General features: G+C 65.9%; 14 protein-coding genes and 1 pseudogene. 3 read left to right on the top strand and 12 right to left on the bottom strand.

The genetic code is table 11. The features are described 5' to 3' along the window. Nucleotides 1–247: 247 nt before the first annotated feature. Both AAFP32_RS00300 and AAFP32_RS00295 read right to left on the bottom strand, forming a co-directional pair. Nucleotides 248–594: pseudogene (locus tag AAFP32_RS00300) on the bottom strand (helix-turn-helix domain-containing protein); the annotation flags it as partial. A 112-nt stretch (nucleotides 595–706) separates the two neighbouring features. Beyond that, entirely contained in the window at nucleotides 707–1,537 is an 831-nt protein-coding gene (locus AAFP32_RS00295) for an ABC transporter ATP-binding protein (protein WP_350270120.1), read from the bottom strand. Between the two features lie 224 nt (nucleotides 1,538–1,761). Between AAFP32_RS00295 and AAFP32_RS00290 the strand changes: the two genes are divergently transcribed. Next, nucleotides 1,762–2,652 carry an IclR family transcriptional regulator gene (locus AAFP32_RS00290; protein ID WP_101642761.1) on the top strand — a complete coding sequence of 297 codons (891 nt, stop codon included), beginning with the start codon at nucleotides 1,762–1,764 and terminating at the stop codon, nucleotides 2,650–2,652. A 66-nt stretch (nucleotides 2,653–2,718) separates the two neighbouring features. Here the strand turns inward: AAFP32_RS00290 and AAFP32_RS00285 are convergent, their stop codons facing one another. After that, nucleotides 2,719–3,633 carry a LysR family transcriptional regulator gene (locus AAFP32_RS00285; protein ID WP_350270119.1) on the bottom strand — a complete coding sequence of 305 codons (915 nt, stop codon included), beginning with the start codon at nucleotides 3,631–3,633 and terminating at the stop codon, nucleotides 2,719–2,721. A 74-nt stretch (nucleotides 3,634–3,707) separates the two neighbouring features. Between AAFP32_RS00285 and AAFP32_RS00280 the strand changes: the two genes are divergently transcribed. Then, nucleotides 3,708–5,288, top strand: coding sequence for an aminotransferase class I/II-fold pyridoxal phosphate-dependent enzyme (locus AAFP32_RS00280; protein ID WP_350270118.1), 1,581 nt, complete (start codon nucleotides 3,708–3,710; stop codon nucleotides 5,286–5,288). 275 nt (nucleotides 5,289–5,563) lie between these two features. Here AAFP32_RS00280 and purU read toward each other — a convergent pair whose 3' ends face one another. The 6 genes from purU to glyA all read right to left on the bottom strand — a co-directional run bounded on the left by purU (nucleotide 5,564) and on the right by glyA (nucleotide 13,141). Further along, entirely contained in the window at nucleotides 5,564–6,418 is an 855-nt protein-coding gene (purU, locus tag AAFP32_RS00275; protein WP_350270117.1) for a formyltetrahydrofolate deformylase, read from the bottom strand. Between the two features lie 135 nt (nucleotides 6,419–6,553). Continuing rightward, complete coding sequence (locus tag AAFP32_RS00270; protein ID WP_350270116.1) at nucleotides 6,554–7,219, bottom strand: sarcosine oxidase subunit gamma; 666 nt, start codon at nucleotides 7,217–7,219, stop codon at nucleotides 6,554–6,556. Beyond that, complete coding sequence (locus AAFP32_RS00265; protein ID WP_350270115.1) at nucleotides 7,212–10,220, bottom strand: glycine cleavage T C-terminal barrel domain-containing protein; 3,009 nt, start codon at nucleotides 10,218–10,220, stop codon at nucleotides 7,212–7,214. The genes AAFP32_RS00270 and AAFP32_RS00265 overlap by 8 nt, the downstream gene beginning before the upstream one ends. Beyond that, nucleotides 10,217–10,513: a sarcosine oxidase subunit delta gene (locus AAFP32_RS00260; protein WP_092104863.1), complete on the bottom strand. Its 297-nt coding sequence runs from the start codon at nucleotides 10,511–10,513 to the stop codon at nucleotides 10,217–10,219. Before AAFP32_RS00260 ends, AAFP32_RS00265 begins: the two co-directional genes overlap by 4 nt. A gap of 25 nt (nucleotides 10,514–10,538) precedes the next feature. Then, a complete protein-coding gene (locus tag AAFP32_RS00255; protein ID WP_101642773.1) occupies nucleotides 10,539–11,756 on the bottom strand; it encodes a sarcosine oxidase subunit beta family protein in 1,218 nt (405 codons plus the stop codon). After that, a complete protein-coding gene (gene glyA, locus AAFP32_RS00250; protein WP_350270114.1) occupies nucleotides 11,756–13,141 on the bottom strand; it encodes a serine hydroxymethyltransferase in 1,386 nt (461 codons plus the stop codon). The genes AAFP32_RS00255 and glyA overlap by 1 nt, the downstream gene beginning before the upstream one ends. A 104-nt stretch (nucleotides 13,142–13,245) precedes the next feature. Here glyA and AAFP32_RS00245 point away from each other — a divergent pair, with 104 nt between their 5' ends. Further along, nucleotides 13,246–13,908: a GntR family transcriptional regulator gene (locus AAFP32_RS00245; RefSeq protein ID WP_101642775.1), complete on the top strand. Its 663-nt coding sequence runs from the start codon at nucleotides 13,246–13,248 to the stop codon at nucleotides 13,906–13,908. A gap of 43 nt (nucleotides 13,909–13,951) precedes the next feature. Here the strand turns inward: AAFP32_RS00245 and AAFP32_RS00240 are convergent, their stop codons facing one another. From AAFP32_RS00240 to AAFP32_RS00230, 3 genes are all read right to left on the bottom strand, one after another. After that, nucleotides 13,952–14,728, bottom strand: a complete 777-nt coding sequence (locus tag AAFP32_RS00240; protein ID WP_101642955.1) for an IclR family transcriptional regulator — start codon at nucleotides 14,726–14,728, stop codon at nucleotides 13,952–13,954. Between the two features lie 106 nt (nucleotides 14,729–14,834). Next, a complete protein-coding gene (locus AAFP32_RS00235; protein WP_350270113.1) occupies nucleotides 14,835–16,088 on the bottom strand; it encodes an aminopeptidase P family protein in 1,254 nt (417 codons plus the stop codon). A gap of 80 nt (nucleotides 16,089–16,168) precedes the next feature. Beyond that, nucleotides 16,169–17,482: an MFS transporter gene (locus AAFP32_RS00230; RefSeq protein ID WP_350270112.1), complete on the bottom strand. Its 1,314-nt coding sequence runs from the start codon at nucleotides 17,480–17,482 to the stop codon at nucleotides 16,169–16,171. Nucleotides 17,483–17,554 lie beyond the last annotated feature (72 nt).

The following is a 17,554-nucleotide window of genomic DNA, read 5'->3' as shown; positions in this document are numbered from 1 at the left end:
GTAAGAGGATGCTGCCCCGGGGCCGGTCCCATACGAAACCCGGGTCGCTGCTGAAGTCTCAGATCCCGATCCGGACCTGGGCCGAATGGGACGACGCCGTGCCCGGATATCCTTGCGCTCACCATCAAGGATCTCGGAGTAGGCGACTCTCGAATAGTCATCGACAGCATGCTGGAGGAACCGGTAGCCACGCATTCCTGTGGCTCCGGCTCGGGCAGCTCGACCCCGTAACGGGCTGGGACCGGTTTCCGTACTGGCAGTCCTGTCATCTGATCGACGTGAGCCAAGAGCGGCATTCGGAACCAGTTGAGGACTCGACCAACAGTCGAGCGAGGAATACGAAAGTGATAGCCGATCCGGTGCGGACCCCACCGCTGGTTGATCCTCAGCGCCAGGATGCGTATTTCCCGTTTGACAGACAGTCGTGTGGGGCTGCGGTGGGGTCAGATCGTCGAGATCGCTTCCGGCGCGGTGTCTACGCACCCATCTGGATACGGTTGCTGGCGAGACTTGGAATCGTTCGGCGACTCAGCGCTGGGACCACCCGTCGTTGATGGCGAGGACGACCAGGCGGCATCTACCCTCGATGGTCATCGGTGCGTCATGAAGACCTCCGGGACTCGATCATGAGTGTGGTTACCCATATCGATATCGGAGGTCTTCGCTCTATTTCAACTACCGTTCACAACGTGTCGAGGAAGTACAACTAGACCACGGCAGCCTGCCGCTGCCGGATCGCACGTGCCGAGAAGCGCCCGTCGGCGAAACCGACATCGATCGGGTGCTCGAAGGCCGCACTGACTTCGTCGGTGGTGAGCACCTCGGCGATGTCACCCGCCGCGGTGAGCTGGCCGTGGGAGATGAGCATAGCGTGGGAGGTGGACTCCGGGATCTCCTCGAGATGGTGCGTGACCAGCAAAGTCGTCAGCTCAGGGGAGGTCACCGACAGCGAATCGATCGTCTCGAGCAGCTGCTCACGCGCGGCGACGTCGAGGCCGGTGGTCGGTTCGTCGAAGAGGAGGAGCTGCGGATCGGCGATGAGCGCTCGGGCCACCAGTGCCCGGCCCCGCTCCCCCTGCGACAGGATCTTCCACCCGGCATCCGCGCGGGAACTCAGTCCCACCTCGGCGATGAGGCCCTCGGCCTTGGCAATCTTCTCCGGGCTGGGCTCCCAACGGAAGGGGCGCTCGATCGTGCCGGTCAGTCCGGTGAGGACGACCTCGCGCACACTCAGGTTCGAGCGCAGCGGATGGCGTGGATTCACGTGCCCGATGTGGCGGCGCAGGGCCTGGAGTTCGACCCGGCCCATGCGCTGCCCGAGGATGTCGACAGTGCCTGACGTGGGAAAGACCTGCGCCGAGGCGAAGCTGAGTATCGTCGACTTCCCCGCACCGTTGGGGCCGATGAGGACCCAGTGCTCGCCGCGGCCGATGCTCAGGTCGATGCCGTGGAGGATCTGCGTCTCCCCGCGTCGGAATGTCACATCATTGAGATTGAGAACCGTCGTATCCACGTCGCCTGCTTTCGTGCCTGTCATCGCCAGTTCGTCCCCGTCACCATCAGATTGTGTTCGCCCAGATTGAGTTCGCCGGTCCGCCCACAGTGAGCAGGGGACCGATCCGAGTCTAGGAGGCTGGGCACCGGCGCCGCCTCGTGGGGCGCCGAGTCCTGTTTCACATCATGGATCGCCTCGGGCATCGTCCGGGTAGAGCGACACCCACTGGACCGCCCTTATTCGATCGCGACGACCATAATGGAGACATGCACAACGGCGCCGACCCCCATGACGAACACCGCATCAAGATGCGCGGGAAGATCCTGCGTCGATCGGCGTCATTCAACGTCGCCCACGCCGTCGACGACTTGGAGCCCGGCACCGGCGCCCAGAGCATCCAGCGGGCATTGTCCCTGCTCAATCTCGTTGGCCTCATCGCCGGCGAGCGCGGCAGCGGTGCCAGCCTGTCCGAAGTCGCTTCGATCAGCGGGCGGCCCAAGGCCAGTGTCCATCGCATGCTCCAGGCCCTGATCGCCATGGGCTATGTCGAACGCCTCGACGAAGGCGGCTACCGCCTCGGCGTGCAGTCGCAGATCCTCGGTCAGCTCGCCCAGAAGTCCGTCGACCCCCTGGTCACAGAGTCGGAGTCGAGCCTGCTGCGCCTGGCCGAGCTGAGCCAGGACACCGCCTTCCTGACCCTGCGCACCGGCAACCATTCGATCTGCGCGCGTCGCGAGGAGGGCTTCGGCGAGATCCTCAACAACGCCCTGTCCGTGGGCGATCGCCACCCGTTGGGAATCGGCGCCGGCAGCCTGGCAATCCTCTCCGAGCTCTCCCCCTCCGAGGTGGATGCGCAGTTCGACGCCAATGCTCAGATCTTCACCGAACGGTATCCCAAGGTCTCCGTCACCGCGCTGCGCGACATCATCGACCGGGCTCGAGTCGATGGCTTCGTCCACAATCCCGGCCTCTTCGCCCAGGGATCCTGGGCGGTGGGCGTTCCGCTGAAGATTCGCGGCAGCCGCCCCCGCGCAGCGCTGTCCATCGCGAGCATCGCCGATCGCGTCACCGGTCCCCGCGTCGAACGCCTCGTTGCGCTGCTGCGCCGGGAGGCCAATGCCATCGCCGAAGCACTGAGCACCCAGTCCGAGCCCTGAGCCACGTCCGCGCCCGATCGCAGAGCCGAGGTACACTGCTGGCTGAACCTGGGGTGCCTCCTCTGATCACCCCGCCGAGGCGGCCTCGAGTCTCGCCGCCACCGACCCGAGGATTTCGCCCAGCCAACCCACCGCAGCCGGATTCGGTCCCGGCCGGGTCACGAAGGACACCCGGCGTTGGCCCAGGTCCTGTTTGGCGGGTCGGAGGACGACGTCGAAGTCCGTGTCCACGGCCACCTCGGTGGTCAGGGCACACCCGAGACCCTCGGCCACGAGCCCGTGGATCATGTAGAGGTCGTCGCTGCGCATGAGCTCGCGCAGTTCATAGCCGAGGCCACGGGAGATACGCCGCAGTACCCGCACCGAGGCTTCCGATTCGTTCCGGCTGCACACCCAGTCGACGTCGCCCATCGTGGCGAAGTCGAGGACCTCGTGCGTCGCCAGTTCCCCGTCGCTGGCGACCATGACCCGGTACGGCTCGTCGAGGAGGGTGCGCAGCCGCAGCTCGGGGCCCGCGAACTCGGGCAGTTCCGGGATGTCGTAGATGAGGCCCGCGTGGACCTCGCCGCTGTGCAGCATCCGCACCACTTCGCTGGGTTCAGCTTCGACGACCTCGACGCGCACGGATGTCCGGTGCTGGAGTTCCGCGATAGCAGCCGGAAGCAGACGTGAGCCGATCGAGGAGAACGAGCCGACGCGCAGGGACACCACCCCGGCATCGCGTTGGGCGGTCACGAGCTGCTCGGCCCGGTCGATGCGCGCCAGCACCGGTTCGAGTTCCTCGGCGAAGGACTCGCCCAAGGGCGTCAGTCGGGTTCCATTCCGCGATCGGTCAACGAGCTTGACCCGCAGATGGGATTCGAGGCTGCGCAGGTGATGTGTCACGGTCGGGACCCCGTGCTCGAGCACCTCGGCGGCACGGTTGAGGCTTCCCTCGTCCCTGATGGCCAGGAGCACCCGGAACTGCTGCAGATTCATCATGACATAGACACTATGACACCGTGAATGGTTTCTTGCTATATCGTAGGCAAGTTTTGATCCCTAGTGTGGGAGTCATGCTCGCCGAAACTCATCTGCACCCCGACACCGCGGCTGCCTCCGTCACGGACACAGCGGCCGCCCCAGCAAACGCCACAGCACAGATCGCCACCGCCGTCGATCCTCGCCAGCACACCGCTCCGTATGCCGAGGCGCTGCGCTGCCTGGCCGCCGAGGACTGGCAGCGCCTGCACGTGCCCGCCCATCAGGGCAGCCGCGACCATGCGCCGGGACTGGCCGAAATCGTCGGCGAGGCCGGCATGGGCATCGACTTCCCCATGCTCTTCAGCGGCGTCGACCAGGAGAACTGGCGCATGATCAATCACGAACGGGTGACTCCGATCATGGCCGCCCAGCAGCTCGCCGCCGAGGCCTGGGGCGCAGCACGGACCTGGTTCATCACCAACGGCGCTTCCGGCGGCAACCACATCGCGACGACCGTCGTGCGCGGCTTGGGACGCGAATTCGTCCTCCAGCGCAGCGTCCACTCCTCCGTCATCGACGGCGTCACCCACGCCGAACTGCGACCGCACTTCATCCACGGCCGGGTCGACCCCGGCCTCGGCTCCTCCCACGGTGTGACACCGGCCCAGGTCGAATACGCCCTGAGCGAGCACCCGGAATCGGCCGCTGTCTACCTCGTCTCCCCCAGCTACTTCGGTGCTGTGGCCGATATCGCCGCGATCGCCGAGGTGGCACATCGCCACGATGTTCCCCTCATCGTCGATGAGGCCTGGGGATCCCACTTCGGTATGCACCCGAGGCTGCCCGTCAACGCGGTCCGTCTGGGCGCCGACCTCGTCATCTCCAGCACCCACAAGGGCGCCGGGTCTTTGGCGCAGTCCGCGATGATCCACCTGGGCCACGGCCGGCAGGCACGGCGCATCGAAACCCTGGTCGACCGGGTCGTGAAGTCCTACCAATCGACCTCGTCCAGTGCCATCCTCCTGTCATCCCTCGACGAGGCTCGCCGCCACCTCGCCACCCACCCGGAGGCGATCGACGAAGCCCTTGCCACCGCCGAGGAGATTCGAGCCCGAGTTCAGACCGACTCCCGTTTCCGCGACGCGACTCCCGACATCCTCGGCGGTCACGATGCGATCACCAACGATCCGTTCAAGGTCGTCATCGATACCCGTGGTGCCGGAATCACCGGCGCCGATGCCCAGTACCAGCTCATCCGGGACCACCGGATCTACTGCGAGCTCGCGACACCCTCGGCCCTGCTGCTGCTCATCGGCGCGACCTCGCCTGTCGATGTCGATCGCTTCTGGACGGCCCTGCAGGCACTGCCGCGATCCGAGTCCGAGCCTGAGCGTCCCATCGTTCTGCCCGGCAGCTGCGAGAAGCGTCTGGAGATCAGCGACGCCTACTTCGCGGCGCCGCAGACCGTTCCCTTCGCCGAGGCGGTCGGCCGGGTCTCCGCCGATGCCCTGGCCGCGTATCCGCCCGGCGTGCCCAATGTTCTGCCCGGCGAGGTGCTCAGCGCCGAGGTGGTCGATTTCCTCCGCATGACCGCGGCCGCACCCTCGGGCTATGTGCGAGGAGCCCAGGACGCGAAGATGGACACCTTCAACGTCGTGGCAGAGAGGAGCTGAACTGGCCCCCTAGGTGCATAGGTCCGTTAGGCAGCCGTCCCACCAGCGAATACGCGCGTGGCACTGCGGCACCGTGGAGAACATGCCCGCCTCCGACGAGTCGCCCACCGTGGGCTCATCACCCTGTCCAGCGTCGAGCGGACCGTGCTGGCCGGCGCCGAGCGGACCACTTAGCGTCGAGAGATCCTGCTATACCTGGTCCTCTCGACGCTAAGTGGTCCTCTCGATGATGCAGCGCCGCGGCGACCGCGCCGCGGCGCCTCAGCCCCGAAGACTCAGCGCAGGACGACGGTGCGCTTCCCTGACAGGAATACGCGGCCGTCGCAGTGCCATTTCACGGCGTTGGACAGGGCCTTGCATTCGGCGTCACGACCGGCCGCAACAAGGTCCCTGGGGCCGAAGGAGTGGTCGACCTCGACGAGCTGCTGGGCGATGATCGGCCCCTCGTCGAGTTCACTGTCGACGAAGTGCGCGGTCGCTCCGACGGTCTTGACTCCCCGCTCCCAGGCCTGGTGGTAGGGCTTGGCACCCTTGAACGAGGGCAGGAACGAGTGGTGGATGTTGATGGCCTTGCCTGTCAGCTCGCGGGCCAGGTCGTCGGAGAGGACCTGCATGTAGCGGGCGAGGACGACGAGGCCGATTTCGAAGCGGTCGATGAGTTCGAGCAGCTTCGCCTCAGCCTCGGGCTTCGTCTCCTTGGTCACCGGAATGCGGAAGAACGGGATGTGGTGCCATTCGACGAGCTCGCGGTGGTCGGGATGGTTGGACACCACGGCCGCGATCTCGATGGGCAGTTCGCCGATCTGGGCGCGGAAGAGCAGGTCGTTGAGGCAGTGTTCGAACTTCGAGACCATGATGAGGACCCGACGCTTTTCCCCCTGTGGCCACATCTGCCAGCGCGCATCGAACTCGGTGCCGATGGCCTCGAAGTCGCTGCGCAGTCCATCGATCGCAACGTTCGATCCCTCCTCGACGCTGAAGTCGATGCGCAGGAACAGGCGTTGTGTGTACTGATCGTCGAACTGCTTGAGTTCCTTGATGTCACCCCCGTGAGTGAGGAGGGCGCCGGTGACGGAATGGAGAATTCCCGGCCGTTCGTCGCATTCCAGGGTGAAGACGTAATCCTGCATATCCGCTGCTTCCTTGCTCGATGGGTGTACTCAATCATTGGGTGACAAGATCACCTTGGTCAACTTCGGACGCTCGGTTCGCGGCCTGCGCAGAGTTCGCGCCTTCCGAACCCGCGCTCCGCTGCCCGCTCTGCGTCAGTCGGCGAGGAACTCCGCCATTCCGTCGAGCAGCCAACGGATCGTGAAGTCCGCGAAGCTCGCCCGCGGGTAGATGCGGTACTCAAGCGCCGAGGAGTGGTGCACGATGACCGGCACCGGCCCCAGTTGGGTCGATATCGCCGTGCCTACGCCGAAGGCCCGCGGGTGGAGGTCGGTGCGGACGCTCTTCTCAAGGACCTCACGGGCCTTCGACCCGGTCAGTTCGAGGATCGTGCGGTTCGCGGACAGGTCCACAGCCTGTCCGGGCAGCCCCTCGAGGGAGGCCTCGGCGACGAGGGTCTCTCCGGGCCGCTGACGCCGGGAGACGTCGACGACGAGGAACTCATCGGGACTCAGCCAGAGCGCATACAGTCCCGCTTCGTCACCGGTGACCTCGCCGATCTGCGTGGGCAAGGTGATCCCGAGAGCGGACTCGAGGGCCTCGGCCGAGGCGGTTCCCGGCGTGGCGCGCAGCCCGAGCTGGACGGTGAACGCCCGTTCCCGCAGGCCCACCTCGTCTCTGCCGGCCCTGGTAGCGGTGGCCATCTCCTCGGCGAGGTGGGCTCCGGGTGAGACGCGGAGGGCATCGAGCTCCTCGGCGGAGGACTCGACGGTGTGCACCTGAGTCTGGTGCTGCTGGGTGGTGTGGGTGGTTTCAGCCATCGCGGCGGTTCCCTTCTGGGTCGTAGAAGACGGGCGAGGTGATCTCGACGTCGACGAGGCCGCCTGCGACCGGAGTCTGGATGATCTCACCCGTCCGGTTCCGGCCGTTTTCGACGAAGGCGAGACCGATCGGGCGATCGAGGCTCGGCGACATGTAGGAGGAGGTGACGTGGCCGATCATCGGCACGGGTCCGGCCTCCGGGGTCACCGGGGTGCCGGCGGTGATGAGCTGCGCGCCTTCGGCCAGCCGGGTTGTGCCGTCGACGGGGAGGACCCCGACGAGGTGTTTGCGGTCCTCGCGGGCCGTGTCGATCCGTGAGTAGGAGCGTTTGCCGATGAAGTCCTTGAGCTTGGAGACGATCCATTCCATTCCCGCGTCCTGTGGGGTCACGGTCCCGTCGGTGTCCTGACCGACGATGATGAAGCCCTTCTCGGCGCGCAGGACGTGCATGACCTCGGTGCCATAGGGGGTGATGTCGAACTCGGCTCCCGCCTCGGCGACGGCCTCCCACACGGCCAGGCCGTAGTAGTTCTCGACATTGACCTCGAAGGCCAGCTCACCGGAGAAGGAGATCCGGCAGATGCGCGCCGGGATCCCATTGGCCAGGGTGGTCTCGCGGAAGCCCATGAACTCGAAGGCTTCGTTGGACACGTCGAGGTTGGGGGCGATCTTGGCGATGACGTCTCGCGACCTGGGGCCGGCGACCGCGACGGTCGACCACTGCTCGGTCACCGAGGTGAAGACGACGTCGAGTGAGGGCCATTCGGTCTGGTGCCATTCCTCGAGCCATTCGAGGACGGTCGCGGCGCCGCCGGTGGTCGTGGTCATGTAGTAGCGGTCCTCGGCCACGCGCAGGGTGACGCCGTCGTCGAAGATCATGCCGTCGGGTTTGCACATGAGACCGTAGCGTCCCTTGCCGACCTTGAGCTTCTTGAAGCCGTTCGTGTAGATCTGGCCGAGGAACTCGCCGGCGTCGGTGCCGCGGATCTCGATCTTGCCCAGCGTCGAGGCGTCCTGGAAGCCCACCGATTCGCGCACGGCCTTGCCCTCGCGCAGCACCGCTGCCTCCATGTCCTCGCCCGGCCGGGGATAGTACCAGGGCCGCTTCCACCCTCCGACGTCTTCGAACTCGGCTCCGTGGGCCACGTGCCAGGGGTGGATCGCGGTGATGCGCGCCGGATCGAACAGCTCGCCCTTCCGCCGGCCGGCCAATGCTGCGAAGGGCACCGGGGCGAAGGGAGCGCGAAAGGTCGTGTGCCCAACCGAGCCCAGGTCGGTCTCGCCGAGGATGCTGGCGATGGCGCCGATCGCGTTGACCGCACTCGTCTTGCCCTGGTCGCCTCCCGTCGAGATCGAGGTGTAGCGCTTGACGTGCTCGACCGAGCGCATGCCTGCGTTCATCGCCCGCTGCACGTCTGCGACACTCTGATCGCGCTGGAAGTCGATGAAATGCGTGGTCAGCGCCGTGTGATCGTCCTCGGCCGAGGTGACAAGCCACAGTGGGCGCGCCGGTGCGTAGGTCATCGCCGCGGCCTTGGGAACGGTGAGTGCGGCGGCGAAGCCGGTGCGGTTGGCTGCGGCATTACCCGCCTCGGCACCGTCCTTGAGAGCCGCTTCGAGGGAGTAGTCACCATTGATCGCGCCGACGGTGAACTGGTCGCGCACCGGTGTCCTCGGGACGAAGGCGGCGATGTCGCTGCGCCAAACGATTGGGCCCCTGCGCTGTCCGTGCAGGTGGATGACCGGGGAGAACCCTCCCGCCACGGCCAGCAGGTCGACGTCGATGTCTTCGCCGTGACCGGCCGCCACAGCGTCCTCATCGAGGGCTGCGACGGTGACCCGGCTGATGCGCCCCGCCGGGCCCTGGCCTGCGGTGCCGGTGACCGTGGAGCCGAGGATGAGTCGGGTTCCCGTCGTGTCGACGACTCTCTCAGCCATCGCCGAGGCGGTGGTCCGGGAGTCGATGATCGCCGGAACGTCGATGCCGGCCGCGTGCAGATCAGCCAGCAGTTCGTAGGCCGAATCATTTGTCGCAGCGATCGCGATGCGCTGACCCGCGGCGACGCCGAAGCGGTTGAGATAGGTCCTCACGGCCGAGGCGAGCATGATGCCCGGGCGGTCGTTGTCGGCGAACACGATGGGGCGCTCATGGGCTCCCGTGGCGAGCACGACCTGCTTGGCCCGGATGTGCCACACCCGCTGCCGGGTGCCTGCGCGGGAGGCTGTGTTGTCCCGGTCGCCGTCGGCAGAGTCGGTACTCGCGCCGGAGCCCGTGCCCTCGGTCTCGACGAGTTCGCGTGTCCGGTCTTCGAGGGCGACGAAGAAGTTCGAATCGTAGCTGCCGAAGACGGTCGTGTTCGGACGGTACGTGACTTCCTCCGCCTCGGCGAAGCCCTTGACGGTGGTCTCGATCCACTCGGTGGCGGAGACATCGTCGATGGACTCGTCGAGGCCTCCCTCGACACTGCGTCCCGGGCTGGAGAGCAGCGACCCACCCGGAGCGGACCGGTCGTCGAGCAGGAGCGTCCTGGCTCCTGACTTCCCGGCCTCCCGGGCGGCGGCCAGGCCGGCGGGCCCGGCACCGACGATGAGGACATCGACATGGATGTGCTTGTGCTCGTAGACGAGTTCGTCCTGACCGGGGTCGAGGATGCCCAGGCCGGAGAGGTAGTCGGCCTCGAGGCCCTCGGTGATGGGCACACGGGTGGCGGGAAGCATTGATTCGCTGACATCACCGGCCACGCGCGGCTGCACGCGGACGAGGGCGTTGGACTCCTCGATGCCGGCGCTGAGGATCCCGCGGGACCGTCCCAGGTACGTCGAGGCGCCGCAGTCGATGCGGCCGGAGGCGATGAGCGCGCTGGCGATCGTGTCGCCGGCGAAACCCGAGTAGGACTGACCATCGACGGTGAAGCGCAGGGGACGTGAGGAATCGATCCCGGTGGCCTGCGGCAGGCGCCGTGTGCCGGTATCCGCGGAGCTCGTGTGTGGGGAGTTCATCGTGCGGCCTCACCTTCGGCTGGAGTCGGGCGCGGATCGCCCATGGGATAGATGGCCGTGAAGTCATAGGTCACGGTGTCGCGGACGGCGTTGAACCACTTGCGGCAGCCGAGGCTGTGGCTCCACCTCTCGGCATAGAGGCCGCGGTCGTTGTCGCGATAGAAGAGGAACTCGGCCCACTCCCGGTCGCTCAGTGCGTGGGGGTCGGCGGGGTAGGCAACGTGGGCCTGCCCGCCGTAGTGGAATTCGGTTTCGTCGCGTGGCCCGCAGTGCGGGCAGTCGATGAGAAGCATGGTCGTCCTTCCTGAGTCGATCCGGTCAGTGGGCCACGGCGGCCGCGCCGTGCTCGTCGATGAGGTGACCGGTTTCGAACCGGTCGAGCGCGTAGGGGGCGTTGAGCGGGTGCGGTTCGTCGTTCGCGATGGTGTGGGCGAAGGTGTAGCCGGCGGCAGGTGTTCCCTTGAAGCCTCCGGTGCCCCATCCGCAGTTGGCGTAGAGTCCTGCGACCTCGGTCTTCGACACGATCGGTGAGGCGTCGAGGGTGACGTCGACGATGCCGCCCCAGGTGCGCAGCACATGGGCGCGGGCGAAGATCGGGAAGAGTTCGACCGCGGCGGCGAGCTGCTCTTCGATGACATGGAAGCCGCCTCGTTGCCCATAGCCGTTATAGGAGTCGACGCCGGCGCCCATGACCAGCTCGCCCTTGTGCGCCTGGGAGACGTAGACGTGGACGTGATTGGACATCACGACGGTCGGGTGGACGGGTTCGAAGAGTTCGGACACCAGGGCCTGCAGAGGATGGGACTGGATCGGCAGTCGGATCCCGGCCATATCGGCCAGCACCGAGGAGTCTCCGGCCACGCACATGGCCACCTTCTCGGTGGCGATGTTGCCGCGGTTGGTCTCGACGCCGACGACCTTGTCGCCGATGCGCTCGATTCCGGTGACCTCACAGTTCTGGATGATGTCGACGCCCATTTCGTCACACTTGCGGGCGAAGGCCCAGGCGACGTGGTCATGCTTGGCGATGCCGGCACGCGGCTGGTAGGTCCCGCCCATGACCGGGTAGCGCAGGTCATCGCCGATGTTGATGATCGGGCAGACCTCCTTGACCTGCTCGGGGTCGAGCCATTCGGCGTCGACGCCGTTGAGCGCGTTCGCATTCACACGCCTCTGGGACTCACGCACATCCTGCAGGGTGTGGGCGAGGTTGAGGACACCGCGCTGGGAGAACAGGAAGTCGTAGTCGAGTTCCTCGGGCAGCTGCTCCCAGAGCTTGAGGGACTTCTCGTACATCGCTGCGGATTCGTCCCAGAGGTAGTTCGAGCGGATGATCGTCGTGTTTCGGGCCATATTGCCCCCGGCCAGCCATCCGCGTTCGAGGATGGCAATGTTCGTCATGCCGTGGTCCTTCGCGAGGTAGTAGGCCGTCGCGAGACCGTGGCCGCCGCCGCCGATGATGATCGCGTCGTACGAAGCCTTCGGCTCGGGGTTGCGCCAGAGGAAGTCCGGGTGTTCGGGGAGTTGGTCGGCCATCAGTGTGCTCCGATCTCTGCGATGGTGGGATACAGCGGGTGGTCGGCGGCGAGCGCGGAGACGCGGGCACCGAGCTCAGCGATGGTCTCGGCAGCGGCTCCGGTCTCTGCGGTTCCGGCGATGAGGGTTTGGGCGATGATGTCGGCGACCTCGGCGAAGGCGGCCGAGCCGAATCCGCGGCTGGCCAGGGCCGGAGTGCCGATGCGCAGGCCCGAGGTCACCATCGGCGGTCGCGGGTCGTTGGGCACGGCGTTGCGGTTGACGGTGATGCCGACCTCGGCGAGGAGGTCCTCGGCCTGTCCGCCGTCGAGCACCGAGTTGCGCAGGTCGACGAGGACGAGGTGGACGTCGGTGCCCCCTGTCACGACCCCGATGCCGCGGTCGGAGACATCGGATTCGCCGAGGCGGCGGGCGAGTTCCGCCGCACCGGCCAGCGTGCGACGCTGCTTGTCGGCGAAGTTCTCGGTGGCGGCGAGTCCGAAGGCCACGGCCTTGCCTGCGATGACGTGCTCGAGCGGCCCGCCCTGCTGGCCGGGGAAGACCGCAGAATTGATCTTCTTGGCGATGGCGGCGTCGCTCGACAGGATGATTCCGCCCCGAGGGCCGCCGAGGGTCTTGTGCGTCGTCGACGTCACGACGTGGGCATGCGGCACGGGCGAGGGGTGCAGGCCGGCGGCGACGAGGCCGGCGAAGTGGGCCATATCGACCATCAGGTAGGCACCGATGGAGTCGGCGATGCGACGGAATTCGGCGAAGTCGAGCTGACGCGAGTAGGCCGACCAGCCCGCGACGATGAGTTTGGGGCGGTGCTCCTGGGCCAGACGATCGACCTCGGCCATATCCACGCGATGGGTGTCATCGCGCACGCCGTAGGCGACGATGTCGTAGAGGCGGCCCGAGAAGTTGATCTTCATCCCGTGGGTGAGGTGACCGCCGTGGGCGAGGTCGAGGCCGAGCACTGTGTCGCCGGGCCGGATGAGCGCGTGCATGACCGAGGCATTGGCCTGAGCCCCGGAGTGCGGCTGGACGTTCGCGAACTCGGCACCGAAGAGCTCCTTGACCCGGGCGATGGCGATGCGTTCGACCTCGTCGACATGCTCGCAGCCGCCGTAGTAGCGACGACCGGGGTAGCCCTCCGCGTACTTGTTCGTCAGCACCGAACCCTGCGCGGCCATGACGGCCGACGCGGTGTGATTCTCGGAGGCGATCATCTCAAGGCCCTCGCGCTGACGGGCGAGTTCGGCATCGATGAAGCCCGCGATCTGCGGATCGAGGTCTGCGATGGGCGTACTCAGCTCGACGGGCTCCCGGCTGGGGAAGCCGGCGTCGGCGACGACGGCGGAGACATCGGAGGGGTCGACCCGATCCGCAATCTGCTGTGTCATGTGATCTCCTTCGATCATTGATCATCAACTAATATATCAGTTGTCTTCCTGTATTCTAAGCAGTGTCAGTCACGGAATGCAACAGGTTTTTCAGGAGTTGAGCCATGCGCACATCGGCAGCCCCGAAGTCGAACCGAGGGTCACTCTCCGACCACGCCTATGAAACCCTCCGTCACCGACTCATCATGCTCGACATCGCCCCCGGCGACGCCATCAACGAGGCCGTGCTCAGCACTGAGCTCGATGTCGGCCGCACCCCGATCCGCGAGGCGCTCAAACGCTTGGAGAGCGATCATCTCGTCGTCTCGTTCCCGCGCCGCGGAACCTTTTCCACGAACGTCGATCTCACCGATCTGTCCACGATCTCCGAGATGCGTGAAGTCCTCGAACCCATCGCCGCTAGCAAGGCGGCTGCCAACCTCGATGCCACCCGACGCGAGGAGTTCACGGCGATGATCTCGAAACTCCGGGAGCTCGGAACAGACGTCGATCAGCGGACTCTGATGGAGCGGGACCTGTCCGTGCACCGCCTCATCTACGGCTCCGTCGACAATCCGCATCTCACGGAGACCCTCGTGCGCCTCGACGATCTGGCGACGCGGATCTGGTGCCTGGTCATCCCGCGCATGCCCGACCTCATCGGACATATCCGTGAGCACATCAACCTGCTCGAGGCGATCGTCGAGGGCGACGAGGAGGCGGTGGCACAGCTTGCCGCCGACCATGTCCGCGATTTCGACAAGACCCTGCGCGCAGCCCTGAGGTGAGTGCTGAGTCGAACCCGGCGATGAGGCCCGAGGCGGGTCGAGGTCAGTGGCCACCCAGGCGCTGCGAGACCCGTTGAGCGGCATCCACACAGCACTGACCGAGTTTTGCGATCTGATCCGCATCGGTGCGGAACTTGGGTGCCGCGATGAGAACGGCGGCAACGAGCGCTCCGCGATGGTCGTGGACACCGGCTGCGACCCCGACCTCGTTCGGCGACGTGTGGGCATCGTTGAGTGCGTAGCCTCGCTGCCGATTGCTGCAGAGAAGGGCGCGGTAGGCGTCGAAGTTCTCGGGGCTGGAGTCCAGACCGAGGAGGGAGTCGCTGTCGGCGAGCGCCTGGACCTCGGCGGTCTCAGCGAAATCGAGGAAGACCTGCACCGACGCGCTGTAGGCGGTCTGATACCGCGAGCCCAAGCTTGAGGTGTGCTTGACCTGCTGCGGGCTCGGGATCTGCTCGACGGTGATCGCCTCGGTCCCGTTCCACACGATGAGGGCGCTGGTCTCCTCGGTCCTGCGGGTGAGGTCCTGGAGGATCGGATAGGCGGCCCTCCTGACATCGAGGTCGGCGAGCAGGGGGCCTGCGATCGCGAGGATTCCCAGACCCAGCCGGTAGCGACGGGAGGATTCCTGCTCGACGATGCCCTGGGCTTCGAGTGCGGTGAGGATTCTGGACACGGTGCTCTTGTGCAGACCCACTCGCGGCGCGATCTCCGTGACGCCGAGCTCCTGCCGGTCGGGGGAGAAGCAGCGGAGGATCGACACCGTGTTCTCGATGACGGAGGCACCGCGGTGGGAGGTGTCGGAAGACTGTCGAGGCATGATGTCAGTGTATTCGCCCGCGGGCACCGACTGACGATGCCCGCGGACACTTCCGGGAGCGACCCGGTCCTTCCAGCTTCGGCTCGTGCGTGAGCGCTCGCGGCGCTCAGGCAGGGATGATGTTGTGCTCGGGTCCGAAGGGGAACTTCGTGATGTCCTCGGACCCGGACTCGCCCACGACGCAGATATCGTGCTCGCGGTAGCCGCCGGCTCCCGGCTGGCCCTCGAGGACGGTGATCATCGGCTCCATCGACACGACCATGCCCGGCTCGAGCACGGTGTCGATGTCCTCGCGCAGCTCGAGGCCGGCTTCGCGGCCATAGTAGTGGCTGAGCACACCGAAGGAGTGACCGTAACCGAAGGTGCGGTTCGAGAACAGGCCGTGTTCGAAGTAGATCTCGTTGAGTTCGGCCGCGATGTCCTTGCACACCGCGCCCGGCTTGATCAGTTCGATCCCCCGCCTGTGCACCTCGACGTTGACGTTCCACAGGTCGAGCGAGGCCTGGTCGGGCTCACCGTAGAAGAGGGTGCGCTCGAGTGCGGTGTAGTAGCCCGAGGGCATCGGGAAGCAGTTGAGGCTGAGGATGTCGCCCTTGCGCACCTTCCGCGTCGTCGCCCAATTGTGTGCTCCGTCGGTGTTGATGCCCGACTGGAACCACACCCAGGTGTCGCGGACCTCCTGGTCGGGGAAGGTCTTGGCGATCTCGTGGACCATCGCCTCGGTGCCGATGAGGGCGACTTCGTACTCGCTGATGCCTTCGGTGATCGCGGCCTTGATCGCCTCCCCGCCGAGGTCTCCGATCCGGGCGCTGTGCTTGATGACCTCGATCTCCTCGCCCGACTTGATCATGCGCTGACGCATCGCGGCCTGCGAGATGTCGACGAGGCTCGCGGAGGAGAACGCCGCCTGGATCTTGTTGCGATTCTCCAGCGGCAGACTGTCGTCCTCGACACCGAGGCGCCTGGGGGCGGCGATTCCGCGCTGCCGCAGACCCTCCTGGATGGCATAGAGGTAGTTGTCGCGGCGCCAGTCCGTGTAGACGATGTTCTCGCCATAGCTCGTGCGCCAGGGCATGCCCGCGTCGATGTTGGCCGTGACCGTCACGGAGTCATCGGCGGTGACGACCATCGCGTAGGAACGGCCGAAGTAGGTGAAGAGGAAGTCCGAGTAGTACTTGATGTTGTGAAACGAGGTGAGCACGACGGCGTCGAGTTCCTTCTCGGCCATGATCGCCCGCAGCCCGGTCAGGCGACGCTCCATCTCTGCGTCAGAGAACGTCAGCTTCGACTTGGAGCCGTTGTGGAGGACCTTGAGGCGCTCGAGATCGGCGACGGAGGCGGTATCGGTTGTGGTGGTCATGAGATCTCCTTCTCGTGTGGGTGAACCGTGGTTGAGTCGGGGTGCGTTGCGGGTGAGGCGGGAGGGGTGCGTCTGCGCGATCAGACTTCGCGCAGAGGTTTGTGGAAAGTCTCCTTGGCACAGAGGACCGCGCCCAGGCAGACGACTGCGGCAGCCATGAGATACCAGCCGGGTGCCAGCGGCGAGTTCGTCACACCGATGAGCAGGGTGGCCATGAACGGTGCTGTGCCGCCGAAGAGGGAATTCGAGAGGTTGAAGCTGACGGCGAATCCGCTGTAGCGGATCCTCGTCGGGAACATCTCGGCGAGGAAGGTCGGCAGTGTCCCGTCGTTGAGTGTGAGCATGCCGCCCAGCGCGATCTGGACGAGGACCACGACGGTGAAGCTGCCGGAGCCGAGAAGCATAAACGCCGGGACGGTGAAGATGATGAAGACGATGGAGGCGATGAAGAGCATCCGCTTGCGCCCGAACCGGTCCGAGGCCAGCCCCGTCAGCAGGATGAACCCGATATATGTCAGCAGCGCGATCGTCGTGGCGATGAAGGATTCGGTGGCGCCATACCCTAATTCCGTCGTGAGATAGGTGGGCATATAGGTCAGCACCACGTAGAAACCGACCGCATTGAGCAGCACCGCGCACATGGCGATGATCAGCGGGCGCCAATGGTCGCGGAACATGGCGAAGACCGGCGCCTTGATGACTTCGTCCTCCTGGGCCAGTTCGCGGAAGGCCGGAGTGTCTTCGAGCCGTGTGCGGATATAGCGGCCGATGAGGCCCATGGGAGCCGCAAGGAAGAATGGCAGCCGCCAACCCCAGGTCTCCAACTGCACGTCGGTGAGCACAGAGGTGAGGACCGCAGCGAGCACAGAGCCCAGCAGAAGCCCCGAAGCGGTGCTGGCCGGGACCACTGCCCCGTAGAGACCGCGTCGGCCCGGGGGCGCGTATTCGACGAGGAACGCCGAGGCGCCCGCGTACTCGCCAGCCGCGGAGAAGCCCTGGACGAGGCGGACGAGCAGCAGAAGCACCGGCGCGAACAGGCCGACCATGGCGTAGCTAGGCAGCAGACCGATGGCGAATGTCGAGATCGACATGATGAGGATCGACATCGACAGCGCCGATCGGCGACCGATCTTGTCGCCGATGTGGCCCCAGATGAACCCGCCGATCGGACGGACGACGAAGGACACCGCGAAGACTGCGAAGGTCGCGAGCAGGGCGGTGTTGCCCTCGGAGGCGGGGAAGAAGACGAGTGCGATCGTGGCTGCGAAGTATCCGTACACGCCGTAGTCGAACCACTCGACGAAATTGCCGATGAAGCTCGCCGAGATGACCCGGCGCAGGACGCGCTTCTGTTTGACCGAGGGGGAGGCGGCGGGAGCCGAGATCTGAGACATGATCACACCGCCGATCTCGTGAGAGTGAATATCGACATCTTTGTCTTCTCCATCATCGTGACTGATACGAAG

The organism is Brevibacterium sp. CBA3109, from assembly GCF_040256645.1.
Classification (GTDB): domain Bacteria; phylum Actinomycetota; class Actinomycetes; order Actinomycetales; family Brevibacteriaceae; genus Brevibacterium; species Brevibacterium koreense.
Note: the sequence above shows the minus strand (reverse complement) of the source record. Positions and strands in the feature narration are given on the sequence as shown.

Excerpts from the sequence above, each read along its gene's own strand:
- AAFP32_RS00295 (WP_350270120.1), bottom strand. The coding sequence starts at position 1,537 with ATGACAGGCACGAAAGCAGGCGACGTGGATACGACGGTTCTCAATCTC.
- AAFP32_RS00290 (WP_101642761.1), top strand. The coding sequence starts at position 1,762 with ATGCACAACGGCGCCGACCCCCATGACGAACACCGCATCAAGATGCGC.
- AAFP32_RS00285 (WP_350270119.1), bottom strand. The coding sequence starts at position 3,633 with ATGATGAATCTGCAGCAGTTCCGGGTGCTCCTGGCCATCAGGGACGAG.
- AAFP32_RS00280 (WP_350270118.1), top strand. The coding sequence starts at position 3,708 with ATGCTCGCCGAAACTCATCTGCACCCCGACACCGCGGCTGCCTCCGTC.
- purU (WP_350270117.1), bottom strand. The coding sequence starts at position 6,418 with ATGCAGGATTACGTCTTCACCCTGGAATGCGACGAACGGCCGGGAATT.
- AAFP32_RS00270 (WP_350270116.1), bottom strand. The coding sequence starts at position 7,219 with ATGGCTGAAACCACCCACACCACCCAGCAGCACCAGACTCAGGTGCAC.
- AAFP32_RS00265 (WP_350270115.1), bottom strand. The coding sequence starts at position 10,220 with ATGAACTCCCCACACACGAGCTCCGCGGATACCGGCACACGGCGCCTG.
- AAFP32_RS00260 (WP_092104863.1), bottom strand. The coding sequence starts at position 10,513 with ATGCTTCTCATCGACTGCCCGCACTGCGGGCCACGCGACGAAACCGAA.
- AAFP32_RS00255 (WP_101642773.1), bottom strand. The coding sequence starts at position 11,756 with ATGGCCGACCAACTCCCCGAACACCCGGACTTCCTCTGGCGCAACCCC.
- glyA (WP_350270114.1), bottom strand. The coding sequence starts at position 13,141 with ATGACACAGCAGATTGCGGATCGGGTCGACCCCTCCGATGTCTCCGCC.
- AAFP32_RS00245 (WP_101642775.1), top strand. The coding sequence starts at position 13,246 with ATGCGCACATCGGCAGCCCCGAAGTCGAACCGAGGGTCACTCTCCGAC.
- AAFP32_RS00240 (WP_101642955.1), bottom strand. The coding sequence starts at position 14,728 with ATGCCTCGACAGTCTTCCGACACCTCCCACCGCGGTGCCTCCGTCATC.
- AAFP32_RS00235 (WP_350270113.1), bottom strand. The coding sequence starts at position 16,088 with ATGACCACCACAACCGATACCGCCTCCGTCGCCGATCTCGAGCGCCTC.
- AAFP32_RS00230 (WP_350270112.1), bottom strand. The coding sequence starts at position 17,482 with ATGTCTCAGATCTCGGCTCCCGCCGCCTCCCCCTCGGTCAAACAGAAG.